Genomic DNA, 25274 nt, shown 5'->3' on the forward strand with positions numbered 1-25274 from the left:
GTGATGAGCCCGGGCGGGCGTGGTTCTCGTCGTGCCGCTGGGGGGCAGGATCTAGCGGGTGGAGCGTCGACGCAGGACGACGGCGACGGCGGCCACGGCGATCGCCACGGCCGCTGCGGCCAGCCATCCCCACGGGACGCCGGCGGCCGAGCCGGATCCCGCGACGTCGTCGGCCTGGTCGGGTGCCCCGTCGGCTGCGGCCTCCGCGTCGACGTCGGCCGGCCCCTCGGCCGCCTGCGCGCCGTCCTCGCTCGCATCGGCCGCTGCGGACTCCTCGGCCTCGGGGGTGGGCGGTGCGACGACGTCGATCTCGGTCGTCGTCCGGTGCGTGACGGGTTCGGTGGTCCGGACGGTCAGGGTCCAGTGGCCCTCACCCAGCACACCGGGCTCCGAGGTGTACCAGCCGACCCCCTCCGAGGCGGACTGCAGCCGGATCGGGCCGACCTTCTCGCCGTCGTCGGAGACGGCCTTGACGGTGACGTCCACGGTCTCCTCGACCGGGTGCTCGTCACCCGCCCAGACGACGACCGCGTCGATGCCGCCGGAACCGTCCGTACCGACCTCGATCTGCAGCTCGCCGCCGTGCGCGGACGCCCGCGGCACCGCGCACATCATGACCAGCAGCGCGAGCGCGACCGCCAGGACCGCCCTGGCCGCCGTCGTGCTCTGCCGCACGCCACGTCGCGTGTCCATGTCCGGTGCTCCTTCGTGCTCTGGTCCGATGGGGCCCCCGGCACAGGAGCGGAGCGCACCGTCCTGTGCCGAGGGCTGCCGGTCCGAGGACCGGCGGTACCGCTGGTGGGACGCCGTCCGACGGAGGTGCCCCGGGCCGGGATCCTCCGACGGAGGAACCGGCGTCCGGTCCAGCGGCGACGTGGCGGGGGCCGCGCACTCAGGGCGCGGCCCCCGCGGTCAGATCAGCCGCACGTCACCTCCTCGACGGTCAGGATCACCTTCGCCTTGCCCGACGGGCTCAGCTCCCAGTCACCCTCGACCTCGAGCTCGGTGCGCGGCTCCGGGCTCGCGATGACGCGATACTCGCCCGCGTCGAGCTCGGACAGGTCGGCCGGCTTGCCCTTGGCCTTGCCGTCCACCCAGTGGTGCACCACGTACCCCTTGACGCCGACGACGTCGACCGGGCTCAGCGAGGCCGGCACCAGCGTGCCGCCCGTGCACATGGCCTGGACGAGCTCGACCTCCGGGACCCGGTCGCAGCCGTAGCCGCCGATCGTGACGACCAGGGTGGCCTTGCCCGACGGGCTCAGCCTCCAGTCGCCGTCGACGTCGAGCTCGTACCCGACGTCCGGCGTCGCGATGACGTGGTACTGGCCCGGAGCGAGGTCCCCGAGGTCCGACGGCTTGCCGTCGTTCAGGTCCCCGTCCACCCAGTTGTGCACCACGTACCCCTTGACGCCGTCGACGGCGACACCGGTCAGCGAACCGCCGATCCGCACGTTCTCGCCGTCGGAGTCGACGTCACAGCTCGCCTGCACCACCGCGACCGCCGGGGTCACCGGGGTCGGCTCGGGGCAGTCGGGCTCGTCGATCGTCACCTTCAGCACGCCGATGCCGCTGGCGTTCACCCGCCAGCCGGCACCCGGCTCGACGACGTAGCCGTCGGCCGGACGAGCGGCCACCCGGTAGGTGCCCGGCGGCAGATCACCCAGGTCGTCGACCCGGGGTCCCGTGCCGTCCTCGGTGACCGGCCGCACGACGTAGCGCACGCCCTCCACCTCGGTCGTGACGATGGCCCCGCCGGTGACGTCGTAGGACCCGTCCGGTGCCCACGTGCAGGTCGCCTCGACGACCTCGACGGCCGGGGTCACCGGGGTGGCGTCGGGTGCCGCGATGGTGAACGTCAGGGTCTCGCCCACGGCGTCCTGACCGCCGGCCGAGGCGCGCACCTGGACGGTGTGCTCCCCCGGCTCGGTGACCTCCACCGGTGCCGTGTACTCGGCCCAGCCGGCGTCGTCGAGGTTGTACTCGCGGTACACGAGCTCACCCTCGGGACCACCGGTCGTGTCGATCGTGACCGTCACCGGTCCCGTGTACGCGCCGTCCTCGCCGTCGGGCTCGGCCGGGTCGAGCGACCCGGTCACCGCCAACGGCTCGACGTCGTCACCGAGCACCCGGAAGTAGTCGAACGACGCCGTCGCCGACGTGGTCTGCGACGCGCCGAGCGCGAAGAGACCGATGCCTGCCTCCGACAGCCCGGCGTGCTCGACGGGCTCGCCGAACGACTCCCACGTCTCACCGTCGGTCGAGTACGAACCCGTGAAGGTCGTGCCCTCCTTGGCCAGGCGCAGGTACCAGACGTCGTCGGAGAGGTCCGAGGCGTTCGGCTGCGGGTCCACCACGGTGGCGTCCACCTCCGAGCGCAGCTCGAGCCGCGTGGTGACCGGGTCACCGGCGCCGTTGTCCGCGACGAAGTCCAGCTTGACGTAGTTGTCGTCGTCCCCGTAGAGGATCAGACCGCCCTGCTGGTACTGCTCCGAGAACTGCGAGCCGTCGACCTTCGTCTCGACGGTCCAGTCACCCTCCGGCTGGTCCTGGAGGATGATGTTCGGCACCTCGGTGTTGCTCCCGGTGTAGATGTCGGTCGCCGTGGTGTCGATCTCCAGCGAGCCGTCCGCCACCCGGTAGCCCGACTCGTCCTCGCGGACGATCCCGGTCCACCGGCAGGTGTCCAGCGCGTCACCGTCGAACTCGTCGTCCGGCCCGGTCGAGACCGAGTCGTCCGGCGTCAGGTGGAACCAGTCGAACTCGGCATCCACCACCGGTGCGGCCGACCCGGTCCCCGCGAGGGAGACGAGGCCGATCTGCGGGTCCGTGATCCCGTCGAGCGACTTCGTCTGCGGCATCTGCGTGAACTCCACGCCGTCCGCCGAGTACGAGGCCCGCAGGTCCGTCCCGTCGGTGCTGGTGAACCGCACGTAGACGGTGGACGGGTAGTCCGCCCCCAGCGCCGCCGTGTTCGAGTCGCCGACCTCGTTCGGCGCGCCCGCTTCCTCACGGATGAACTGGAAGATGCGCGTCGCCGGGTCCGCCGGGGCCGACCGGCCCTGGATCACCATCTTCGCGTAGTCGTCGTCACCTCCGTAGATGAGCAGACCCGCCTGCTGGTACTGCGCGTCCGCCGGGATCGTCACCTTCGCCGTCGCGGTGAAGGGGCCGTCCGGCAGGTCCTGCAGCACCAGGTTCGGCACCGTGACGTTGTCCGTGCCGTAGAAGTCGGTCACCGTCGCCGGGAGCGTGAGCACCCCGTCCGCCACGACCAGACCCTGGTCCTGGTTCAGCACGTCCCACCGGTCCGCGTCGATCTCGGTGCCGAGGAAGTCGTCCGACCGGCCCTGCAGGCAGAGCGTCGGCTCGACCGTCTCGGTGGTCACCGTGACCGTCACGTACTCGTCGACGTAGGCGCCGCCACCGTCCGTGACCCGCGCCTGGAGGCGGTAGGTACCGGGTTCGGTGTACGTGTGCTCCAGCGTGGGGCCGCCGTCGGCGTACCCGTCACCGAGGCCGACGTCCCACGCATAGGTGAGCTCGGCGTCGTCGCCGTCCGGATCCGTGGCCGTCGCGGTGCCCGTCACCGTCAGCGGGGCGAGCCCCTCCAGCGGCGAGACCTCGAGGTCCAGCTCGGGACGTTCGTTGGCGGTCACGCCGCGGCCGTCGATCTCGAACCAGTTGACGTTGATCCCCCCGGACTCGAGCACGAAGTACAGCGCGCCCGTCCCGGAAGGAACCCCGGTGAGCGGGGTCGACACCTCCTCGTAGACCTGCCAGTCGCCCGTCGCGGGGATGCTCAGGTGGCCGATCTCCGGACCGTCCGGAGCGTCCCAGCGCACCGAGACCTCGCCGCCCGCGCTCGCCGAGGCGGCACGCAGGGAGAGACCCTCGACGTTCGTCAGGCTGATCGGGTCGTAGGCCCACCAGTCGTCGGCCTCGATGTAGCCGATGTTCTGGCCGCCGCCTGCCGAGTCGCCCGTGTCCTCACGCTGCACCCCGGCGTCGCCGGAGCTCGTGGAGCCGTCGAGACGGCCCGTCGAGGTGAAGAACTCCGCCTGGACGAGCTTCGGCTGCAGGACCTGCAGGTCGTTGCCGGTGAGCGGCACGCCGGCGGGACCGCCGTCGTCCGTGTACATCGCCTCGATCACCCAGAAGATGTTCGACTCGATGCCGTGGCCCTCGTCGCGGGCCGTCTGGATGACGCCCTCGCAGCCGGTGAGCTCGTCGAACGGGTGGGCGTGCGAGTCGTGGCCGAGCGACGTGAACAGCCGCACGTCGGCGCAGTCCACCTCGCCGTCCGGGTCGTCCACGGCGATCTCGTAGGCGACCTGGTCGCCCCACTCGAAGAAGCCGCCGTTCTCGGGGAACGTGATCGACACGGTCGGTGCCTCGTTCCCGACGACGATCGTCACGTTCGCGACGCCCGTCTGACCGCCGTCGTCCGTCACCGTGAGCTGGGCCGTGTAGGAACCCTCCTCGGTGTAGGTGTGCGTCGGGTTCGCCTCCGAGCTGGGCTCGGAACCGTCGCCGAACGTCCACTGCAGGGTGATGGGGTCACCGTTCGGGTGCCGCGAGCCCTCCGAGGAGAACTGCACCTCCAGCGGCGCCGGCCCGCTCGTGACGTCCGCGGACGCCCGGGCGATCGGTGCCGGGTCACCCTGCACGTAGTTGACCTTGAAGATGCCCGACGAGTCGTTGTTCCCGCCGAAGCCGGAACCCCAGTCGACCATGTAGAGCGCGCCGTCCGGCCCGAACTCGAAGTCCATCGGCCGGTCGAAGCCCGCGCTCGGGTCGAAGATCTGCGGGAGCACCCGGTTGATGTCGACCAGGTCGTCGCGGTCGTCGCCGGTGAGCTGGAACGAGTACATCCGTCCCTGGTTCCACTCGCCGAAGAACGCCTTGCCGTCCCAGTACTCCGGCCACTTGACGTCGGAGTCGAGGTCGGCGTCGTAGGAGTAGACGGGGCCGCCCATCGGCGCACCGCCACCACCGATCTCCGGGAAGAGCGGGTTCGTGGAGTAGCCGTACCAGACCTCGGCCTCGATGGCGCCGGGGAGCTGCGCGATCCCGGTGTTGTGCGGCGAGTCGTTGACCACACCCCCGGCGCAGTCGAAGGAGTCGCCCGACTGACCGGTGGCGAAGTCGTAGTCGACGTAGGCGTTGTTGGACCCCGTGCAGTACGGCCAGCCGTAGAAGCCGGGCTCGCTCACGACGTTCCACTCCACGGTGCCCGCGGGGCCACGTGTCGCGCTGGCGCTGCCCGCGTCGGGACCGTAGTCCGCGACGTGCACGTTGCCCGAGACCGGGTCGAGCCCGATGCGGAACGGGTTGCGGAAGCCCATGGCGAAGATCTCGGGGAGCGTGTCCGGCGTCCCGGGGGCGAACATGTTGCCCTCGGGGACCGTGTACGACCCGTCGTCCTCCGGGTGGATGCGCAGGACCTTGCCGCGCAGGTCGTTCGAGTTCGCCGACGTGCGCTGGGAGTCGTAGTTCTCCCGGCCGCTGCGCTCGTCGAGCGGTGCGTAGCCCGCCGACTCGAACGGGTTGGTGTTGTCACCGGTCGCGACGTAGAGGTCGCCGTTCGCGTCGAACACCATGTCGCCGCCCGCGTGGCAGCAGGTCTGCCGCTGCGTCGGCACGACGAGCACCTTCTCCTCCGTCGACAGGTCGATCGACCCGTCGGCGTAGGTGAAGCGCGAGACCCGGTTGTGCGGACCGTCCGTGCCGACGTCGGACGGCGACCAGAACAGGTACAGCCAGCCGGTGGAGGCGAAGTCGGGGTCGAGCACGATGCCCGTGAGCCCGTCCTCGTTCGACTGGGTCACGTCCAGCGTGGCCGCCGTCGTCGTGACGTTGGTGTCCGGGTCGATCACCCGGACCCGGCCGTCACGCTCGACGTAGAGCACCGTGCCGTCCGGCGCCACCTCGAGCATCATCGGGTTCGCCGTGTCGTCGTCGAGCGTCACCGCCTCGTAGCTGGCGCTCTGCGTCGCGGCGCAGTCGGAGTCCACCACGCCCGCGGCGGTCTGGATCCCGCCCAGCAGGTGCGCCAGGAACTCCGGCTCCGCGTAGGACGCGTCGGTGTGGCCGCCACCGGTGTACCAGGACCGGCCGCCGTCGTACACCTGGCACCACGCGGTCGGGTGGTCGGCACCCATCGCGCCCGAGCCCGCCGAGTAGCTCGACTCGTCGAGGCTGGCCAGCACGTGCACCGTGTCACGCGGGTTGGTGCGGAAGTTGTACCACTCGTCGAAACGGTCCCAGCGCGCCGGCAGGTGCGACGTCGACGGGTGCACGCCGTCCTCGACCTTCACCGTGGCGTCCTGGTTCTGGGGGTGGCTGTTGAAGTAGGCGCCGACCAGCTCGCCGTACCACGGCCACTCGTACTCGGTGTCGGAGGCGGCATGGATGCCGGCGTAGCCGCCACCCGCCTGGATGTACTCCTCGAACGCGGCCTGCTGGCCGTCGTCGAGCACGTCACCGGTCGTCGACAGGAACACGACGGCCTCGTACTGCTCGAGGTTCTCGGTGGTGAAGGCGCCGGCGTCCTCCGTCGCCGTGACGGTGAAGCCGTTGTCGGCACCGAGCTGCTGGATGGCCGAGATGCCGGCCGGGATCGAGCCGTGGCGGAAACCCGCCGTCTTGGAGAAGACGAGGAGGTCGAACTCCTCGGCAGCCGCCACCTCGGCGGCAGGCTCGGGTTCGGCGTCGGCCGCCTGCGCGGCGCCGGCGCCGGCCCACGAGAGCGGCAGGACGACGGCGGCCGCCACTGCGGCGGCGACACCTCGCCTCGCAGCGCGCGAGCGTGCTCTGAGCACTGTACTCACCAGGAACTCCTTCGGTCTGGGTCAGTGGTGCTGATGCAGGATGCGCTCCGCGGTGCCCGTTCACGTCGGCCCGGACGTGGTGGTACCGGTCGGTACTGGTCGGCTGCCCTCGGTCTCCTCCCCTGGGTGTCGTGCAACAGGTCAGACGTCGAGCCAGGTGCCCTTCTCGGCACTGCGCTCGACCGCGTCCAGCACCCGCTGGACGCCGAGCCCGTCGCGGAACGACGGCGCGGGGTCCTGCCCCGCGGCGATCGCCCCGACGAGGTCGACGACCTGGTGCGTGAACGCGTGCTCGTAGCCGAGTCCGTGCCCCGGCGGCCACCAGGCGGCGACGTAGGCGTGGTGGTCGGCCTCGGTGACGACGATCCGGCGGAAGCCGGCCGTCCGGCCCGACTCCTCGGCGTCGTACAGGTGCAGGACGTTCATGTCCTCGAAGTCGAAGGCGAGCGAGCCCTTCGAGCCGTTGATCTCGATGCGGATGGCGTTCTTGCGGCCCTGGGCGTACCGCGTGGCCTCGAAGACGCCGAGCCCGCCGCCGGACATCCGCGCGAGGAAGCACGCGGCGTCGTCCACCGTCACCGGCCCGGTCCGGTCCCCGCCGGTGGCGGACAGCCCGGCCGACGCCGTGGCCAGGGGCCGCTCCGTCACGAACGTCTCGAGCATCCCCGTGACGCCGACGACCTGCTCGCCGGTGATGAACTGCGTCAGGTCGACGATGTGGGCGCCGATGTCCCCCAACGCGCCCGAGCCGGCCTTGTCCTTGTCCAGCCGCCACGTCAACGGGCTGGTGGGGTCGGAGAGCCAGTCCTGCAGGTACTGGGCCCGGACGTGCCGCACCTGGCCGATACGACCGTCGGCGACGAGCTGCCGTGCGAGCTGGATCGCGGGCACCCGACGGTAGGTGAACCCCACCATCGCGCGCACGCCGTCGGTCGCGGCACGCTCGGCGGCCTCGACCATCCGTTCGGCCTCGGCCACGGAGTTCGCCAACGGCTTCTCGCACAGCACGTGCTTGCCGGCCTGCAGCGCGGCGATCGCGATCTCGGCGTGGGTGTCCCCCGGGGTGCAGACGTCGACCAGGTCGACGTCGTCCCGCTCGAGCAGGCGCCGCCAGTCCGTCTCGGCCGAGTCCCAGCCGAGCCGGGCGGCGGCCGCCGTCACGCGGTCGCGGTCGCGGCCGACGACGGCGGTCATCTCGGGGTGCAGCGGCAGGTCGAAGAAGTGGGGGGCCGTGCGCCACGCCTGCGAGTGAGCGGCACCCATGAACGAGTAGCCGACCATCCCGACGCCGAGGCGCGCAGGTGCGTCACCCATGTCTGTGGTCCTTCCGGTCGTGGTCGCGGCCACCGCCCGCCCGGGGGCAGCAGCGGCCGCGGCGGCGGGGCGGATGCGTGTCTCGCCCCGCCGCCGGGTCGTGGTGGCGTCCGGTCAGGACTCGAACGCGTTGGGCAGGTACTGGTCGACGTTGTCGGACGTGACGACCGGCGCGTAGAGCTGGACGGTGCGGGGCACGCTCGACGACGCCAGGTCGCTCATGTTGTTCTCGTGCGCGACGAGCCGGGCGAGCTTGATGCCGTCGGCGGCCTGCGTGGCCGGGTAGATGACGGTGGCCTGGACGACGGAGTCGCCGCTCTCGATCTCCCGCATCATGTTGGCCGAGCCGGCGCCCCCGACGAGGAAGAACTCGTCACGGCCGGCGTTCTCGATCGCCTGGAGGACGCCGACACCCTGGTCGTCGTCGTGGTTCCAGATGGCGTCGATCTGCGGGGCGGCCTGCAGGAGGTTCGCCGTCACCGACTCACCGCTCTGGACGGTGAACTCGGCCGCGACCTGGTTGTCGACGTCCAGGCCGCAGTCGCCCAGCGCGTCCTCGAAGCCCTGGCTGCGGTCCTGGGTGAGCGGCAGCGAGGCGATGCCCTGGATCTCGGCGACGACGGCGTCCGGCTGGTCGCCGAGCTGCTCGCAGATGTACTGGCCGGCCGAGACGCCCATGCCGTAGTTGTCGCCGAGCACCGTGGTGCGGGCGGCGAACGGGTCGGAGAACTCGCGGTCGACGTTGATGACCGGGATGCCGGCCTCCATGGCCTCGGTCGCGACGTCCGTGAGCGCCGCGCCGTCGAACGGCAGGAGCACGATGGCGTCCACCCCGTCGGCGATGAAGCCCTCGATCTGGCTGATCTGGACGTTGACGTCGTTGGTGCCCTCGGCGACGCGCAGCTCGACGTCCTCGTAGTTCTCGGCCTCGGCCTCCGCGGCCGAGGTGATCGCGCCCATCCAGCCGTGGTCGGCTGCCGGGGCGGAGAAGCCGATGACGACCTCGTCGCCGGGGGCGTCGTTGTCGGACATGGCCTCGGAGCCACCGCCGTCCTCGGATGTCGACTCGCCCTCCTCCTCGGCGGGCTCGTTGCTGACGCAGGCGGTCAGCAGGAGCGCCGAGGCGGCCAGGGCAGCAGGGACGGTGAGCAGACGGTGCCGGCGGTTCATACGTGCGGACATGGGATCTTCCTCGATTCGGTCCGGTCGTGCTGGGTCGGTGGTGCTGGTGGTGCGGTTCTGGACGGGTGGGTGGGGGTCAGCTCGATCTCGACGGCGACGAGATGCGCTGCTGGAGCAGCACGGCGCCGACGATGATCGCGCCACGGGCGATCTGCTGCACCGAGCTGTCGATGTTGTTGATGATGAAGACGTTGGTCAGCGTCGCGAAGATGAGGACGCCGATGACGGTGCCGACGATCGTCCCGCGACCGCCCGCCAGGAGTGTCCCGCCGACGACGACGGCGGCGATGACGTCGAGCTCGAGGAGCAGGCCGTTGGTCGAGGAGCCCGCCCCGGTCCGGGCGAGCAGCATGACCCCGGCGACGCCCGCCGTCAGGCCCGAGAGCCCGTAGACGTACATGAGGTGGCGCTTGACCTTGATGCCCGCCAGGCGCGCCGCCTCGGGGTTGCCGCCGACGGCGACCGTGCGGCGGCCGAACGTCGTGCGGTTGAGCAGGAACCAGCCGGCGACGACGACGAGCGCGAAGATCCAGACGATCTTCGGCACGCCGAGGAGGTCGCCCTGGAAGGTGTTCTCGAACGAGGGCACGTCGACGATCTGCGTGCGACGGTTCGCGATGAGCTCGGCCAGGCCGCGGGCGGCGACGAGCATGGCCAGCGTCGCGATGAACGCGACGACCTTGCCGTAGGCGATGACCACGCCGTTGACGAGCCCCGCGGCGAGGCCGACCAGGAGCGCGCAGCCGACCATGACGATCCAGCCGTACTGGTCGGCCATGTTCTGGGTGGCCAGCGTCGAGGCCCACACGGTGGTCAGACCGAGCACCGAGCCGACCGACAGGTCGATGCCGCCGGTGGTGATGACGAAGGTCATGCCGATCGCCATGACCCCGGTGACCGAGGCGAGACTCAGGATGATCGTCAGGTTCGTCAGGCTGGCGAACCGCTCGCCGCCGGTGAGGAACCCGACCAGGCAGAGCAGGAGGAGGGCGACCACGAGGCCCAGGTTGCGGACCGTGGTGCCGGACAGGCTGCTGAACCCGCGGCGGCGTCCTGCCGTCGGACTCGCGGTGCCCGCCCCCGGGGCCGTGGTGCCCGCCCCCGGGTTCGACGGCGTCTGCTGCTCGCTCACGCGACACTTCCTTCCATGACCATGTCGAGCACCGTGTGCTCGTCGATCGACTCGGCGGGCCCTTGGTGGACGACCCGTCCCTCGGAGATCACGAGGACGCGGTCGGCCAGGCCCAGGACTTCGGGGATCTCGCTGGAGACCACCAGGACGGCGGTCCCGGCGTCGGCCAGCCGGCGCACGAGGGCGTAGATCTCGGACCGCGCGCCGACGTCGACGCCGCGGGTGGGCTCGTCCAGGAGCAGCACCTCGCAGCCGTGGACCAACCAGCGGGCGAGCATCGCCTTCTGCTGGTTGCCGCCCGACAGGGTGCGGATCGCCCGCTCGACGTCCGGCGGCCGCAGGTCCAGCGCCGTGGCCTGCTCCCTCGCGGCCTCCTTCTCGGCGCGCTCGTCGAGCCAGCCGGCGCGGGCGCTCCGCGCGAACGTCGACAGCGTGATGTTGCGGTAGACCGGCTCGTCGAGGACCAGTCCCTGGCTCTTGCGCTCCTCCGGGGCCAGCCCGATGCCGGCCGAGACCGCCGCCGCCACGGAGCCCCGTCGCAGCGGCTTGCCGTCGAGGGTCACGCGGCCGTGGGTGGCGTGCCGCGCGCCGTAGAGGGTCTCGAGGATCTCGGACCGTCCCGAGCCGACCAGACCGGCGAGCCCGACGATCTCGCCGGCGCGGACCGACAGCGACACGTCCGAGAAGACCCCCGCGAGGGCGAGGCTCTCGACCTCGAGCCGCACCGGGGCGTCCTCGGGGACACCGGGGCGCTCGGGGAACGCGTACTCGACGTCCTTGCCGGTCATCAGATGGATCAGGTCCGCCGTGGACGTGGACTCCACGTCCAGGTTGCGGCCCACGGTCCGCCCGTCCTTGAGGACGGTGATGCGGTCGCCGATCCGGCGGATCTCCTCGAGCCGGTGGGAGATGTAGACGATGGCGATGCCCTGGGAGGTCAGCTCGTCGACGACCCGGAAGAGGTTGTCGACCTCCCCCGAGTCCAGGACCGCCGACGGCTCGTCCATGACGATCACCCGGGCGTCGCGGGACAGGGCGCGGGCCATCGAGACGGTCTGCTTGCCGGCCGCCGAGAGCGTGCCGACCTCACGGTGCGGCGAGATCTCCGGGTGGCCCAGCCGGGCCATGAGCTCGCGCGTGCGGCTCGCGGCCTCGCGCCGCTGGGTGACGCCCGCGGACGCCAGCTCGTGACCCAGGTAGATGTTCTCCGCCACCGTGAGTCCGTCGACGACGTCGAGCTCCTGGTACATCGTCGCGATGCCGTGCTCGAGCGCCGCCACCGGGTGGGGGATCTGGATCTCCCGGCCGTCCATGAGGATCGTGCCCGCGGTCGGCTGGTGCGCCCCGGCGAGGACCTTGATGAGCGTGGACTTGCCGGCGCCGTTCTGACCGAGGAGGCAGTGGACCTCGCCGGGCAGGACGTCGAGGTCGACGCCGTCGAGCGCTCGGGCTCCCGGGAACGTCTTGACGATGCCCTGCATCTGCAGCAGCGGTGCTGTGGGGTCTGCGGTGACCATGTGACTGAACCTAGAGGCACTTCTGCTGTTCGTCAATCAAAAGTTCGGGTACTTTGGCATCGTTACCCGCTCGTGATAGACATCGGGCGGCAGAAGGCGGACATCGAAGGGTGCGTGGTTCACTGTGCTCATGGAAGGGCTCAGGAAGTTCCCGCCGCGCCCGACGGGTGCCGGGGAGATGTTCCAGCTGTTCCGGGACGGCACGCCGCACACCCGCGCGTCCCTCGTCGCCGAGACCGGCCAGTCCCGGTCCACCGTCGCCGCACGCATCGAGGCGCTCACCGCCGTCGGGCTGCTCGCGCCGGCCGGCGAGGCCACCAGCACCGGCGGGCGGCCGCCGTCCACCTTCGCGTTCGACCCCTCCGCCCGTATCGTGCTCGGCGTCGACCTCGGCGCCACCCACGCGCGGCTCGCCGTCACCGACCTGGCCGCCACCCCGCTCGCCTCGGCGGACGAACCGCTCGCGATCGCCGAAGGCCCCGACCACGTGCTCTCCTGGGTCGCCGAGATCGGGTCGAAGCTCGTCGCGCAGTCCGGACGCCAGGTGTCCGAGCTCGCCGGCATCGGGATCGGGCTGCCCGGCCCCGTCGACCACGCCGACGGGCGCCCCGTGAACCCCCCGATCATGCCCGGCTGGGACGGCGCGGACGTCCCCGGCGTGCTGCACCGGCACCTGGGCGCCCCCGTCGTGGTGGACAACGACGTGAACGTCATGGCCCTCGGAGAGCACCGGACCGCCTGCCCGGACGAGCAGGACCTGCTCTTCGTCAAGGTCGCGACCGGGATCGGCGCCGGCGTCGTCATGGACGGCGAGCTGCGCCGCGGCGCCCAGGGCGCCGCCGGGGACCTCGGCCACGTCGCCGTCACCGGCGCCGACACGCCCTGCCGCTGCGGCAACACCGGCTGCCTGGAGGCCGTCGCCGGCGGGCTCGCCATCGCCAACGCCCTGGCCGCCGCCGGTTCCCACGCCGAGACCACCCAGGAGATCGTCGACCTGGTCCGCGCCGGCGACGTCGCGGCGAGCCAGGCCGTCCGGCAGGCCGGGCGGGACATCGGCACCGTGCTCGCGGCGTCGGTGAGCCTGCTCAACCCGTCCCGCATCATCATCGGCGGCATCCTCGCCGGCGCCGGCGAGCACCTGATCGCCGGCATCCGCGAGGTCGTCTACCAGCGCTCCCTGCCGCTGGCCACGCAGCACCTGCGGATCGTCACCTCGCAGGCCGGGGCGCAGGCCGGAGTGATCGGCGCCGCGACACTGGTCACCGACCGCTTCCTCGCGGCACACTCGGTCGACGCGCTCATCACCGTCAAGGAGGACACGTGACCGACCGCACCGCCCTCGTCGTGCGCGGGGGATGGCAGGGGCACGACCCCGTCGCCACCACCGACCTGTTCCTGCCCGTGCTGGCCGACGCGGGGTTCGACGTCACCGTCGAGGACTCGCTCGAGGTCTACGCCGACGAGTCCGTCATGGCGGGGACCGACCTCGTGGTGCAGAACTGGACCATGGGCGAGATCCTCGCCGACGAGATGCACGGGCTGCGCCTGGCCGTCGAGAACGGCACCGGGCTGGCCGGGTGGCACGGCGGGCTGCTCGACGCCTTCCGTGGCGCCACCGACTACCAGCACATCGTCGGCGGCCAGTTCGTGGCGCACCCCGACGACATGGTCGACCACGAGATCGCGGTGCGCCCGGAGCGGGCCGACCACCCCGTCGTGGCCGGTATCGGGCCCCGCATCCGGCTGACCACCGAGCAGTACTGGGTCCAGACCGACCCCCTGTGCGACGTCCTGGTCACCACCACCCACGCGCCGCGCGACGACGTCCCGTGGGACGAGCCGGTGACCGTCCCGGCGGTCTGGACCCGGCGCTGGGGCCGCGGGAAGGTGTTCGCCTGCACCGTGGGGCACGGCGTGGACGAGCTGCGCCACCCCGACGTCAGCGCGATCATCGGCCGCGGACTGGTCTGGGCCGCGCGGGACGCCGCCTGACCTCAGGCCTCGAGCGCCCCCGGCCCGCCGTCGAGCAGCCGCGTGAACTGGTCCTCGTCGAGGATCGTCAGCCCGAGGTCGCGCGCCTTGGTCTCCTTGGAGCCCGCGTTCTCCCCCACCACGACGTAGTCCGTCTTCTTCGAGACCGATCCGGAGGCCTTGCCACCAGCGGCCAGGACGGCCTCCTTGGCCCCGTCGCGCGTGTAGCCCTCCAGGGAGCCGGTGACGACGACGGTCAGCCCGGCGAGCGGGCCCGTGGGTCCCTCGGCGGCCTTCTCCGCCATGACGGCGGGTCCGGGGTGGTCGGGGATCGCGAACCGGACGCCGGCGGCCGCCCACGTCTCGACGATCTCGCGGTGCCAGTCGACCTCGAACCAGGCCAGGAGCTCGTCGGCGATCACCGGCCCGACGCCCTCGACCGCGGCCAGCTCCTCCCGCGACGCACCGCGGATCCGGTCCAGCGACCCGAACCAGTCCGCGAGCGCCCTTGCCGCCACCGGACCGACGTGCCGGATGTTCAGGGACACCAGGATCCGCCAGAGGTCCTTGGTCCGGGCCCGCTCCAGCTCGTCGAGGAGCTTGGTCGCCTGGGTCGAGGGCTCGTAGAGCGACTCACCGGCCTCGAGCGCCTCGCGCTCGGCGGCCTTCGACAGCTTGCGCTTCTTCTGGAAGGGCCGGACGACCTTGACCACCGCCGTCGACCCGTCGGGCATGGTCAGCTCCGCCGACTCGCCGCGCCCGTCCCACTCGCGCGGCAGCCCCGTCTCGGAGTCGCGCACCACGACGCGGATCGGTTCGAGCTGCTCCACCGTGAGGTCGAAGAGGTCCTTCTCGGTGCGCAGCGGGGGCTCCTTCGGCTCCAGCGGCTGGGTGAGCGCCGCCGCGGTCACCTCGCCCAGGGCCTCGACGTCCAGCCCGCCGCGTGAGCCGACGTGCTCCACCCGCCCGCGGACCTGGGCCGGACACGACTCGGCGTTCGGGCAGCGCAGGTCGACGTCGCCCTCCTTCATGGCGCGCAGGGGTGTGCCGCACTCGGGGCACGCGGTGGGCATGACGAAGTCCTCGCGCGGGTAGCCGTCGTCGGCCAGCGCGGTGACGGGGCCCAGGATCTCGGGGATGACGTCGCCCGCCTTGCGGAGCACGACCATGTCGCCGATCCGCACCCCCTTGGCCCGCACGACGTCCTGGTTGTGCAGGGTGGCCTGGCGGACCGTCGACCCGGCCACCTTGACCGGTTCCATGACGGCGTACGGCGTCGCGCGACCCGTGCGGCCCACGCCGACCTGGATCGCCAGGAGCCGGGTGTTGACCTCCTCGGGCGGGTACTTGTAGGCGATCGCCCAGCGCGGTGCGCGGCTCGTCGTCCCGAGGCGACGCTGGTCGGCCAGGGCGTCGACCTTGACCACGATCCCGTCCAGCTCGTGCTCGATGTCGTGGCGGTGCTCGGCGAAGTGGTCGATCATCCCCCGGACGTCGTCCAAGGCGTCGACCACCCGGTTGTGGGGCGAGACGGGCACGCCCCACCGCTCGAACAGGGCGTAGGCGTCCGACTGCCGCTCCAGCGCGGCGTGCTCGCCCTCGTCCCACTGCAGGGCGCCGACCCCGTGGGCGTACATCCGCAGGCGCCGACCGGCGGTGACCCGGGGGTCCTTCTGCCGCAGCGAGCCGGCGGCGGTGTTGCGGGGGTTCGCGTACGGGTCCTGGCCCGCGGCGACGATCCGCTCGTTGAGGGCCGCGAAGTCCTCGACGCCCATGAAGACCTCGCCACGGATCTCGATGACGTCGGGGTGGGTCGCCGGGTCGCCACCCAGCCGCGTGGGGATCACGTCGATCGTGCGGACGTTCGCCGTGACGTCCTCCCCCTCGCGGCCGTCACCGCGCGTCGCCGCCCGGACCAGCTCGCCGCGCTCGTACAGCAGCGCGATCGCCAGCCCGTCGATCTTGACCTCGCACAGGAAGCCCACCGCGTCGCCCTCGGCCACCCCGAGGTCCCGGTGGACCCGGGCCGACCACGCCGCCAGCTCGTCGGCGGAGAAGACGTTGTCGAGCGACAACATGCGTTCGACGTGCTGGACCGTGGCGAACCCGGCCGCCGCCTGGCCGCCCACGCGCTGCGTGGGCGACTCGGGGGTGCGCAGCGCCGGGTGCGCCGCCTCGAGGTCCTCCAGCGCGTGCATCCGCGCGTCGTACTCGGCGTCGGAGACCTTCGGGGCGTCGTGCTCGTAGTAGGCCGCGCGGTCCTCCTCGACGAGCGCGACGAGCTCGGCCCAGCGGCGCTGGGCGGCGGACTCGTCCAGGTCGGCCGGGGCGGGATCCGTGGCATCGGTCGTGTCGGTCACGGTCCTATCCTGCCCTGGAGCGCCGACACGAGCCGTCCGGCAGCGGGCGCCGTCCCCGCCCCCGTGCGGCACCATGGACGGCATGTCCCGCACGCTCGCCGACCTCGGGATCGACGTCGACCTGCGCACCGCCCCGTGGCACTACCCCGGCCCGGCGGCCCCGACGTCGGGCCTGCTGCACGACGGGACGTTCCGCCCCCTGCGGCACGACGGCGCCACGTGGACCGACGAGGACGCCGTCGGCCTCGACGAGCTGCTGCACGCGTCCCGCGCCGACGGCGTGGCGGAGCGCCAGGCGGTCGTGGCCATCGGCTCCAACGCCTCCCCCGCCGTCGTGCACCGCAAGTTCGCCCGGCTCGGGGTCAGCACCACGGTGCCCATGGTGCACGGCGTCCTGCGCGGGATCGACGTCGCCTACATCCCCCGGGTCAACCCGGCCGGGTACGTCGCCGCCGTGCCGCGCACCCGGCGCGACGCACGGTCCGCCGTCGTCGTCTCGCTGCTCACCCCGCAGCAGGCGGCCGCCCTCGACGAGACCGAGCAGAACTATGCGCGCCGCGTCGGCGGGGACGACCTCGACCTGCCCGGCCACGCGGGCACCTGGACGATGTACGTCTCGCAGCTCGGTGCGATCGCCGACGACGCCGGGACGATCGTGCCCCACGGCACGCAGGAGTCGCTGTGGGCGCTGCTGCGGTCCGACGTCCCGCTGGCGGCGCTCGCCGGTGGCGGGGACCACCGCGACGTGGCGCGCCGGCTCGCGGCGGACGAGCACCTGCGGGAGGGCGTGCGCGCCCGGCTGCTGGAGCGCGGCATGACCCGGCGGACCGGCCTGGAGCACCTGCCACCCGCGTGACCAGGAGATTCGCCGACCCGACCTCTATCGCACCACATGTCCCGACCGCTACGATTCTTCCGTTTGCCACCGTATCGATCGAGAGCAGGGACGCTGATGAAGATCGCCGTCGTGGGCGCCGGGTTCGCCGGGCTGGCCAGCGCGAAGGTCCTGACCGAGTTCGGCCACCAGGTCACCGTCTTCGACAAGGCCCCGGACGTCGGCGGCGTCTGGAGCGGCACCCGCCGCTACACCGGTCTGTACACGCAGAACAACAAGGGCTCCTACTCCTTCAGCGACCTGCCGATGCCCAAGGAGTACCCCGAGTGGCCCAGCGGGGAGCAGGTGCAGGCCTACCTCGAGCGCTACGTGGCCGAGCACGACCTGACCGGGACGCTGCGGCTGTCCACCGAGATCGTGCGCGCCGAGCTCACCGAGGCGGAGGACGCCTGGCTCGTCACGGCGCGCCGCACCGGCGAGGCGATCAGCGACCCCGAGGCGTACGACCACCTCGTGGTCGCCAACGGCATCTTCTCCGACCCGGTCATCCCCCCGTTCGAGGGGCTCGCCGAGCTCATGCGGGCCGGCGGCAAGGTCGTCGCGTCCAGCCAGCTCACCGACCTCGAGGCCGCCCGCGGCAAGAACGTCGTCGTGGTCGGCTACGGCAAGTCCGCCTGCGACGTGGCCGCGGAGATCGGGCCCGTCGCGGCGAGCACGACCGTCGTGGCGCGCCAGCTGCTGTGGAAGCTGCCGAAGAAGCTCGGCAAGGCCCTCAACTACAAGTACCTGCTGCTCACCCGCCTCGGCGAGGCGCTCTTCCGCTACCAGACCCTGGACAGCGGGATGGAGAGGTTCCTGCACGGCCCCGGGAACGCGGTACGGGGCTCGATGGTCTCCAGCGTCGGCGCCGTGTCGGCCAAGCAGCTGCGCCTCAAGGAGCTCGGGCTCGTCCCGCGCGGAGGGTTCGAGGACATCGCGCGGTCCACGGTCTCGCTCGCCACCGACGGCTTCTACGACCAGGTCGCCGACGGCACCATCACCGTGCACCGGGACGCCGAGGTCGAGCGGTTCACCGCCGGCGACGACGGCGCACCGCTGGCTGTCCTCAGCGACGGGACCACGGTGGGCGCCGACCTCGTGGTGTGCGGCACGGGCTTCCACCAGCGCGTCCCGTTCCTGGACGACGACGTCACCCGACGCCTGCTCGACGACCGCGGCAACTTCCAGCTCTACCGGCAGATCCTGCCCCACGACGTGCCGCACCTGACGTTCGCCGGCTACAACTCGTCGTTCTTCAGCCCGCTGTCGGCCGAGATGGGCGCCGTCTGGACGGCCGCGCTGCTGGCTGATGCCATCGACCTGCCCCCGCTGGCGGTACGCCAGGAGCACGTGGCGGACCGCATCGACTGGATGGAGAAGCGGACCGAGGGCAAGCACGCGCGCGGGACCAACGTCATCCCGTTCTCGATGCACCAGATCGACGAGATGCTCGACGACCTGGACCTCAACCTCTCCGGACCGGCCCAGGCCAAGCAGTGGCTGCTCCCCGTCGACCCCTCGGCCTACCGTGGGGTCTCGGCGAGGCTGCAGCAGCGCGTGAGCGCGGGCTGACGACGCCGCGCGGGCCGGCGAGCACGACAGCCCCGGCCCGCGCGTGGCCCCCAGGATCCGACCGCGTCAGCGGAACCGGACGGGGAGCTCGGCGGGGTACCGGCTCCAGGCGGAGCGGACGAACCCGATCTGCTCCGGGTCCACCGCCAGCTCCATCTCGGCGACGCGGCTCAGGAAGTGCCCGACGACGAGCCGCGTGATCAGCGGCGCCGTGCGGTGCGCCGGGCATCCGTGCGATCCCGTGCCCCAGGTCAGATGGAACCGGGAGTCGACCTGTTCCCAGGGGTCGCTGGGCCGCACCGACCGGTCGCCGTTGGCGGCAGCCACGGCGGGGACGACGGCGTCCCCGGCGGCGATGGCCTGCCCGCCCAGGCGCCCGTCGGACCGGGCGTACCGGGGCAGCAGGTGCGGCAGCGGCGGCGACTCCCGCGCGACGGTCGTGAGCGCGTCGTCGACGGAGAGCCGGCCGCCGTGCACCCGGGCCGCGAAGTCGACGTCGGCCAGCAGGCGGTGCAGGGCGGTCGCGATCCAGGCGACCTCGGCGTCGTGCGCGGTGCGGAAGAGCAGGCCGACGGCGCCCATGACCTCGAGGTCGTTGACATGGCCCGGATGGGCGAGCAGCGCCGTCGTCAGGTCGTCGCCGGGCTCGGCGCGGCGCCCCGCCACGAACCCGGCGAGAAGGTTCTCCATCTCAAGGGCGGCCGGGTAGGCGTCCTGCGTCCCGGAGCCCGTCGCGACGGTGAGCTCGTGCATCCGCCGGCCGTCGCCCAGCGTCATGCCCAGCAGGTCGGCGAGCAGACGCACGGGGACGTCGGCCGCGTAGTCGGCGACCAGGTCGGCGCTCCCCCGGGCCGCCAGCTTGTCGAGCACCGAGGTGCACGCCACCGAGACCGTCCGGGAGACGCGCTTGTCGTCGACGCCGGCGAGGGCGTCGTCCAGGGGCGCCCGGAGGCGGCGGTGCTCGTCGCCGTCGCGGTCGTGCGCGGCGTCGCGCTGCATCACCACGGCACGGGTGGGCGACCTCCAGGCGACGATCCGCTCGGACTCGTAGCGCCAGTCGCGCGAGTCCCGGGAGAACAGGACCTCGTTGCGCAGCACGGTCGCGACCTCGTCGTACCCGAGGGCGAGCCACGCCGGGACACCCGGTTCGAGATCGACCGGGGCGACCGTGCCCCATCTCGACCGCAGCGCGTCGTAGTGGGACTGCGGGTCGCGGGCCCCGGCGAGGTCGGCGAGCAGCGGCCGGTCCGCGACCTCCTCGAGCCGCACGGCCCGGCCGGCAGCGGTGAGGCTCATGCAGCGACCCGACCGGCGGTGCGCAACCGCAGGGCGTGCTCGACGAGCGTCACCAGCGCGGCGGCGGCCTGGTCCCGCTCCCGGACGTCGCCGGAGACGACGGGGGTGTCGTCGGGCAGGTCGAGCGCGGCTCGGACGTCGGCCTCGGGGTGCCGCGGGGCGTCGGGGAACCGGTTGACGACTACGGCGACCGGCAGCCGGGTGTTCTCCTCGAGCTGGTCGAACACCTCGAAGCTCTCCTCGAGACGCCGCGTGTCGACGAGCACGAGCACGCCGACCGCGCCCTCCGCCAGCCCCGACCAGAGCTCCCAGAAGCGACGCTGCCCCGGGGTGCCGAAGAGGTACAGGGCGGTCGCGGACGAGAGCGTGACCCGGCCGAAGTCCATCGCGACGGTCGTCGTGGCCTTGTCCCCCACCTGCGGGTCCACCCCGACGCTCGCCGTGGTGACCCGTTCCTCGGTACGCAGGGTCGGGATCTCGCTGACGGAGTCGATCAGTGTCGTCTTGCCGACGCCGTAGGCACCGACGACGAGCACCTTGACGGACGCGTCGACGCTCGGTGCGAGGTGCCGGGCGGGGGGCTCAGAGGTTGCGGAGCCCATCGAGGACCTCCTCCAGCAGGTCGGTACCGGGCAGCTCGTGCTGCGGGTTGGAGCGGATCGTCAGGCGGCCGTCGTCGATCAGGTCGGAGGCCAGCACCGCGACGAGGCTCACGGGCAGGCGCAGGTAGGCCGCGAGCTCGGCGAGGGCCAGGGTCCCCTGGCACAGCTCGAGCACCGCGCGGTCGTGGCGTCCGGCGCTGCCCTGGGGGTCCCGGCGGTCGTCGGGCGACACGCACAGCAACGTCTCCGGCCGCAGCGTGTTGCGGGACGGGTGCGCGCGCCCGCCCGTCAGGACGTAGGAACGGACCGGGTGGTCGCGGTATCCCTCGGTCTGCATCGGACCACCCCTCAGCGCTCGACCGGATCCGTGCCCAGGGTGCCCTCGCCGATCATCAGCACCTGGGCCTGCATCTGCTGGGCCACCAGGCCCGGGTCGACGCCCGCGTCGGTGACCACCGCGAGCCGGGAGCCGTCGCCCGCGCCCCGCACGAAGAGGAATCCGCCGCCGAACTCGACCACGACCTGCCGCAGCGTGTCGTCCTCGCCGAACTCCCGGCCCATGCTCAGCCCCAGGGCCACGAGGCCCGCGCAGGCTGCGGCGAGCTTGTCCGCGGTGTCGGGGTCGGTGACGTCCGTGCGGACCTTGACCAGGCCGTCCGAGCTGAGCACGACGGCGTGCCGCACACCCCGCACGTCGGCGACGAGGTCGAGCATCCAGCTGTCCGGGTGGCCCGACTCGGGCGTCGATTCGTGGGTGGGGGTGGTCTGCGTCGTCATCGGTCCTCCGAGGTTCCGTCCGCGGCCACGGGCGGCTCGCTGGGCTGGGGATCGTCCTGCAGGGCTTCGGTGGTGGCGGCGAAGAACGCGCCGATCCAGGCGCCCGCCTCCTCGGCGGTCTGGTCGGGCGCGGCCGCACCGGGCGATCGGCGCCCGGCCGGACCGCCGTCGCCGACGGTAGCCGTCCGGTCCGGGTCCGGCACCTGCGGCACGCCGTGCCCGGCGGTCGCCGGCCGGTCCATGACCTGACGGCGCGAACGGCGCTGCGGCAGGACCGGCGGTCCGTCCGGCGCGGATGTCGGCACGGCCGGGTCGGCCCGTCGCGGCTCGCCGCCGACGCCGTCGCCCGTGTCGCCGCTCGCCGGGCCGGCGGGCACGGCGGGCACGGAGGGCACGGAGGACTCCCCCCAGGCCTCGTGGGCGCTGGCCGCGAGGGTCCTCGGGGTCGCCTCGGCCGTCTCGGTGAGCTCGCCGGGGACCATGACGACGGCACGCACGCCGCCGTAGACGGACTCGGTCAGGTCGACGCGCAGGCCGAGGAACCGCGCGTAGGTGCCGACCACCGCCAGCCCGGTCTGCGGCACCTCGCCGAGCTGGGCGATGCCGACGACCGTCTCCCCGGTCGCGACGGCACGCACCCTGGCCAGCTCCCGGGCATCCATGCCGACGCCGCAGTCGTCGATCTCGATGACGGCCCCCCGCTGGACCTGGCGGAGGACGACGAGCACGCGGGTGTTGGGCGGGGAGCACTGCGTCGCGTTGGCCAGCAGCTCCGCCACGGCGTGCACGAGCGGTTCGACGGCGCGGCCGACCACGGCGAGACCGGGGTCGCCCGAGACCTCGACGCGCCCGAAGGCGGTGATCCGACCTGCCGCGGCGTGGACCACGTCGGGCAGCGGCAACGGCTCGTCCCACGTCTGGCCGGGCCGCCTCCCGCACAGCGCGACCAGGCTCTGCGCCTGCCGGGCGTGCTGCGCCGCGGCGTGGTCGATGCGCATCGAGCTCTCCAGCACGTCCGGGTCGGCGGGGTGGCGCTGCACCATGCGCGCCGCCTCCTCCTGCACCCGGTGGGCCGAGGCCTGGACCTTGCGGCTCAGCGAGACGACGGCGGACTCGACGACGACCCGCTCGTCGGCACGCGCCTCCTGCTCGGCCACGAGTGCCGTCGTCGCCTCCTGCAGGGCGCGGGTGGTGTCGGCCAGGCTCGCCGCGAGCCCGTCGCGCTCGAGGGACAGGGCGCCGAACACCTCGTCCTCCCGACGCGCCGCGCGCGCCAGGAGCACCGCGGCCACGACGGGCAGGAGGAAGGCGGCGCATGCGAGGGCCCAGGTGGGCCAGCCGCCGTCCGCGCCGCCCACGAGCGGGAGCGCTGCCACGCACAGCACCATGGCGGCGACGCAGAGCCAGGGCAGGGCACGACCCGTCGCGCGTGGTCTGGCCGTTGTCGTCGTGCTCACCGCACCCCCGTTGGTGTGAGGTCGGGTTCGACGGCGTCGTGCACCGGTCGCGCGGGGCGACCACGTCCGTGAACCGCACTGGCATGGCTGGAGCGGGCTCGCGGCCCTGACCAGGAGTTCTATCACAGGCTTCACCCGCTGGGAAGTGTTGTCCGCGCCGACGGCTAGGGTCGGCGGCATGAGTGCCGACCGCCTCCCGCCGACCGATCCCGACCTCTCCGAGGGCACCTCTCCGGCCCCCGCGCCCGCCTCCGCGACGGGTGCGGACACCGATCCCCACGCCTGGCTCGAGGACGTCCTCGGCGAGGACGCGCTGGCGTGGGTGCGCGAACGCAACGATGCCGCGCACCGCGCCGTCGGGGGCGACGACCTGGACGCCACGGAGTCCGCCGTGCGCGAGGTCCTCGACTCCGACGACCGCATCCCGGACGTCTCACGGATCGGCGAGCACCTGTACAACTTCTGGCGCGACGCCGACCACGAGCGCGGGCTGTGGCGGCGGACCACGCTCGAGTCGTACCGCACCGCGGACCCCGCCTGGGAGACGGTGCTCGACCTCGACGCGCTGGCGGCCCAGGAGGGGGAGTCCTGGGTGTGGCACGGCGCCACTGTCCTGCGCCCCACGCCCGAGCAGCTCGCCGCCGGCGAGCCGTGGCGCCGGGCCCTGGTCGACCTGTCCCCGGGTGGCTCGGACGCGGACGTCACACGGGAGCTGGACCTCGTCGAGAAGCGCTTCGTCCCACCGTCCGAGGGCGGGTTCTCCCGGCCGCTGGCCAAGGGCGGGCTGTCCTGGGCGGACGAGGACACCGTGTACGTCTACACCGACCTCGGTGCGGGGACGACCACCCGCTCCGGGTACCCCCGGACGGTCCGGCTCTGGCGGCGCGGCACCCCGATCGACGACGCGCCGCTCGTGTACGAGGGCACCGAGGACGACCTGTACATCCAGGGCATGCGACTGCGTACGCCGGGCTTCGAGCGGGACGTCGTGCGACGCGGTGTCGCGTTCTACCGGTCCGAGACGTACCTGGTGCACGCCGTCGGCACCCCCGACCAGGAGCTGGTCCGCCTCGAGGTGCCCGAGTCCGCCGAGGTGGGGCTGCACCGCGAGTGGCTGACGGTCGAGCTGCGCGAGGACTGGGAGGTGTCCGGGCACACCTACCGCGCGGGGTCCCTGCTCGCGGCCGTGCTCGACGACGTCGTCGCCGGCTCCCGCGACCTGACCGTGCTCTTCGCCCCGACACCGTCCACGTCGCTCGTCGGGGCGACGTGGACCCGCCACCACCTGGTGGTCAACGTCCTCGACGACGTCAGGAACGCGGTGCACGTGCTCACTCCCCCGGACCTCGCCGGCTCGGGTGGGGCCCGCGACCCCTGGGCACGCTCGGACTTCCCCGTCCCCGACGGTCTCGCCACGATCGGCGTCCGGGCCACGTCGGCGATCGACAGCGACGACGTCTGGGTGACGACCACGGGCTACCTGCAGCCCGCCACCCTGGCGCTCGCCACCGTCGTCGGGCCCGGCGACGAACCGGCGGCCCCCGAGACCCTCAAGTCGGCGCCGGAGTTCTTCGACGCCTCCGGGATGGCCGCCCAGCAGCACTTCGCCACGTCCGACGACGGCACCCGGGTGCCGTACTTCGTCGTGGGCCGCGCCGACCTGGTCCGGGGCAACGACGGCGGGACCGCGCCGACCCTGCTGTACGGCTACGGCGGGTTCGAGATCCCCCTGCTGCCCGGCTACTCCGGGACCGTGGGACGCGCCTGGCTGTCCCGCGGCGGCGTGCACGTGGTGGCCAACATCCGCGGCGGGGGCGAGTACGGACCGTCCTGGCACCAGGCGGCCCTGCGGGAGAACCGGCACCGTGCCTACGAGGACCTGGCTGCCGTCGCCCGCGACCTCGTGGACCGTGGCATCACCACGCACGAGCACCTCGGGGTCCAGGGCGGGTCCAACGGCGGCCTGCTCGCGGGCAACATGCTGACCGGCTACCCCGAGCTGTTCGGCGCGGTGGTGATCCAGGTGCCGCTGCTCGACATGAAGCGGTACTCGCACCTCCTGGCGGGGGCGTCCTGGATGGCCGAGTACGGCGACCCGGACACCGACGACTGGGAGTTCCTGCGGACGTTCTCGCCGTACCACCGGTTCGACCCGGCGCAGGACCTCCCGCCGGTGCTCTTCACGACCTCGACCAAGGACGACCGCGTCCACCCCGGCCACGCCCGGAAGATGGCGGCGCGCATGCTGGCGGCGGGCAAGGACGTGACCTACTACGAGAACATCGAGGGCGGCCACGGCGGGGCGGCGAACAACGCGCAGGCGGCCCACATGGCGGCCCTGGCCTGGACGTTCCTGCGGCAGCGTCTGGCCTGACGGCCGCCCCGGG

The 25274-nt window shown here is 72.6% G+C and carries 17 protein-coding genes; 5 read left to right on the top strand and 12 right to left on the bottom strand.

What is annotated here, in order from left to right; translation table 11 throughout:
• Nucleotides 1-51: 51 nt before the first annotated feature.
• The 6 genes from ACIQLL_RS10090 to ACIQLL_RS10115 all read right to left on the bottom strand — a co-directional run bounded on the left by ACIQLL_RS10090 (nucleotide 52) and on the right by ACIQLL_RS10115 (nucleotide 11978).
• On the bottom strand, nucleotides 52-693 hold the full coding sequence (locus ACIQLL_RS10090) for a hypothetical protein (RefSeq protein ID WP_402466317.1): 642 nt from the start codon (nucleotides 691-693) through the stop codon (nucleotides 52-54).
• A 224-nt stretch (nucleotides 694-917) separates the two neighbouring features.
• Nucleotides 918-6833: a ThuA domain-containing protein gene (locus ACIQLL_RS10095; RefSeq protein WP_402466319.1), complete on the bottom strand. Its 5916-nt coding sequence runs from the start codon at nucleotides 6831-6833 to the stop codon at nucleotides 918-920.
• Nucleotides 6834-6974: 141 nt separating this feature from the next.
• Entirely contained in the window at nucleotides 6975-8147 is a 1173-nt protein-coding gene (locus ACIQLL_RS10100; RefSeq protein WP_402466322.1) for a Gfo/Idh/MocA family protein, read from the bottom strand.
• A gap of 114 nt (nucleotides 8148-8261) precedes the next feature.
• The gene (locus ACIQLL_RS10105; RefSeq protein ID WP_402466325.1) at nucleotides 8262-9329 is read right to left on the bottom strand and encodes a substrate-binding domain-containing protein; all 1068 of its coding nucleotides are present in this window, start codon (nucleotides 9327-9329) and stop codon (nucleotides 8262-8264) included.
• Between the two features lie 76 nt (nucleotides 9330-9405).
• On the bottom strand, nucleotides 9406-10461 hold the full coding sequence (locus tag ACIQLL_RS10110; protein ID WP_402466327.1) for an ABC transporter permease: 1056 nt from the start codon (nucleotides 10459-10461) through the stop codon (nucleotides 9406-9408).
• Nucleotides 10458-11978, bottom strand: coding sequence for a sugar ABC transporter ATP-binding protein (locus ACIQLL_RS10115; protein WP_402466329.1), 1521 nt, complete (start codon nucleotides 11976-11978; stop codon nucleotides 10458-10460). Before ACIQLL_RS10115 ends, ACIQLL_RS10110 begins: the two co-directional genes overlap by 4 nt.
• A 130-nt stretch (nucleotides 11979-12108) precedes the next feature.
• On the opposite strand from ACIQLL_RS10115, the gene ACIQLL_RS10120 reads away from it, so the two are divergent.
• Together ACIQLL_RS10120 and ACIQLL_RS10125 are read left to right on the top strand one after the other, a co-directional pair.
• A complete protein-coding gene (locus ACIQLL_RS10120) occupies nucleotides 12109-13302 on the top strand; it encodes an ROK family protein (RefSeq protein ID WP_402466331.1) in 1194 nt (397 codons plus the stop codon).
• On the top strand, nucleotides 13299-13970 hold the full coding sequence (locus ACIQLL_RS10125; protein ID WP_402466333.1) for a ThuA domain-containing protein: 672 nt from the start codon (nucleotides 13299-13301) through the stop codon (nucleotides 13968-13970). Before ACIQLL_RS10120 ends, ACIQLL_RS10125 begins: the two co-directional genes overlap by 4 nt.
• Nucleotides 13971-13972: 2 nt before the next feature.
• Here ACIQLL_RS10125 and ligA read toward each other — a convergent pair whose 3' ends face one another.
• Nucleotides 13973-16309, bottom strand: coding sequence for an NAD-dependent DNA ligase LigA (ligA, locus tag ACIQLL_RS10130; protein ID WP_402466335.1), 2337 nt, complete (start codon nucleotides 16307-16309; stop codon nucleotides 13973-13975).
• Nucleotides 16310-16391: 82 nt separating this feature from the next.
• Between ligA and ACIQLL_RS10135 the strand changes: the two genes are divergently transcribed.
• Complete coding sequence (locus tag ACIQLL_RS10135; RefSeq protein ID WP_402466338.1) at nucleotides 16392-17165, top strand: hypothetical protein; 774 nt, start codon at nucleotides 16392-16394, stop codon at nucleotides 17163-17165.
• A 96-nt stretch (nucleotides 17166-17261) separates the two neighbouring features.
• Nucleotides 17262-18755 carry a flavin-containing monooxygenase gene (locus tag ACIQLL_RS10140; RefSeq protein ID WP_402466341.1) on the top strand — a complete coding sequence of 498 codons (1494 nt, stop codon included), beginning with the start codon at nucleotides 17262-17264 and terminating at the stop codon, nucleotides 18753-18755.
• Between the two features lie 66 nt (nucleotides 18756-18821).
• On the opposite strand, the gene ACIQLL_RS10145 is transcribed toward ACIQLL_RS10140, so the two are convergent.
• Genes ACIQLL_RS10145 through ACIQLL_RS10165 form a run of 5 tightly spaced genes read right to left on the bottom strand, consistent with a single transcriptional unit; the run spans nucleotide 18822 to nucleotide 22887 of the window.
• Nucleotides 18822-20051: a cytochrome P450 family protein gene (locus ACIQLL_RS10145; RefSeq protein ID WP_402466343.1), complete on the bottom strand. Its 1230-nt coding sequence runs from the start codon at nucleotides 20049-20051 to the stop codon at nucleotides 18822-18824.
• The gene (locus ACIQLL_RS10150; protein WP_402466344.1) at nucleotides 20048-20653 is read right to left on the bottom strand and encodes a GTP-binding protein; all 606 of its coding nucleotides are present in this window, start codon (nucleotides 20651-20653) and stop codon (nucleotides 20048-20050) included. Before ACIQLL_RS10150 ends, ACIQLL_RS10145 begins: the two co-directional genes overlap by 4 nt.
• Nucleotides 20634-20990: a DUF742 domain-containing protein gene (locus ACIQLL_RS10155; RefSeq protein WP_402466346.1), complete on the bottom strand. Its 357-nt coding sequence runs from the start codon at nucleotides 20988-20990 to the stop codon at nucleotides 20634-20636. Before ACIQLL_RS10155 ends, ACIQLL_RS10150 begins: the two co-directional genes overlap by 20 nt.
• Nucleotides 20991-21001: 11 nt before the next feature.
• Complete coding sequence (locus tag ACIQLL_RS10160) at nucleotides 21002-21430, bottom strand: roadblock/LC7 domain-containing protein (protein ID WP_402466349.1); 429 nt, start codon at nucleotides 21428-21430, stop codon at nucleotides 21002-21004.
• A complete protein-coding gene (locus ACIQLL_RS10165; RefSeq protein ID WP_402466351.1) occupies nucleotides 21427-22887 on the bottom strand; it encodes an ATP-binding protein in 1461 nt (486 codons plus the stop codon). The genes ACIQLL_RS10160 and ACIQLL_RS10165 overlap by 4 nt, the downstream gene beginning before the upstream one ends.
• A gap of 178 nt (nucleotides 22888-23065) precedes the next feature.
• On the opposite strand from ACIQLL_RS10165, the gene ACIQLL_RS10170 reads away from it, so the two are divergent.
• Nucleotides 23066-25261, top strand: coding sequence for a prolyl oligopeptidase family serine peptidase (locus tag ACIQLL_RS10170; RefSeq protein ID WP_402466354.1), 2196 nt, complete (start codon nucleotides 23066-23068; stop codon nucleotides 25259-25261).
• Nucleotides 25262-25274 lie beyond the last annotated feature (13 nt).

The organism is Isoptericola aurantiacus (assembly GCF_044769875.1).
GTDB lineage: Bacteria > Actinomycetota > Actinomycetes > Actinomycetales > Cellulomonadaceae > Isoptericola > Isoptericola aurantiacus.

Bases quoted from the DNA above. Each gene is read 5' to 3' on its own strand.
- ACIQLL_RS10150 (WP_402466344.1), bottom strand. From the start codon at position 20,653: ATGGGCTCCGCAACCTCTGAGCCCCCCGCCCGGCACCTCGCACCGAGC.
- ACIQLL_RS10115 (WP_402466329.1), bottom strand. From the start codon at position 11,978: ATGGTCACCGCAGACCCCACAGCACCGCTGCTGCAGATGCAGGGCATC.
- ACIQLL_RS10135 (WP_402466338.1), top strand. From the start codon at position 16,392: ATGTCCCGCACGCTCGCCGACCTCGGGATCGACGTCGACCTGCGCACC.
- ACIQLL_RS10090 (WP_402466317.1), bottom strand. From the start codon at position 693: ATGGACACGCGACGTGGCGTGCGGCAGAGCACGACGGCGGCCAGGGCG.
- ACIQLL_RS10105 (WP_402466325.1), bottom strand. From the start codon at position 9,329: ATGTCCGCACGTATGAACCGCCGGCACCGTCTGCTCACCGTCCCTGCT.
- ACIQLL_RS10155 (WP_402466346.1), bottom strand. From the start codon at position 20,990: ATGCAGACCGAGGGATACCGCGACCACCCGGTCCGTTCCTACGTCCTG.
- ACIQLL_RS10145 (WP_402466343.1), bottom strand. From the start codon at position 20,051: ATGAGCCTCACCGCTGCCGGCCGGGCCGTGCGGCTCGAGGAGGTCGCG.
- ACIQLL_RS10120 (WP_402466331.1), top strand. From the start codon at position 12,109: ATGGAAGGGCTCAGGAAGTTCCCGCCGCGCCCGACGGGTGCCGGGGAG.
- ACIQLL_RS10160 (WP_402466349.1), bottom strand. From the start codon at position 21,430: ATGACGACGCAGACCACCCCCACCCACGAATCGACGCCCGAGTCGGGC.
- ACIQLL_RS10170 (WP_402466354.1), top strand. From the start codon at position 23,066: ATGAGTGCCGACCGCCTCCCGCCGACCGATCCCGACCTCTCCGAGGGC.
- ACIQLL_RS10100 (WP_402466322.1), bottom strand. From the start codon at position 8,147: ATGGGTGACGCACCTGCGCGCCTCGGCGTCGGGATGGTCGGCTACTCG.
- ACIQLL_RS10140 (WP_402466341.1), top strand. From the start codon at position 17,262: ATGAAGATCGCCGTCGTGGGCGCCGGGTTCGCCGGGCTGGCCAGCGCG.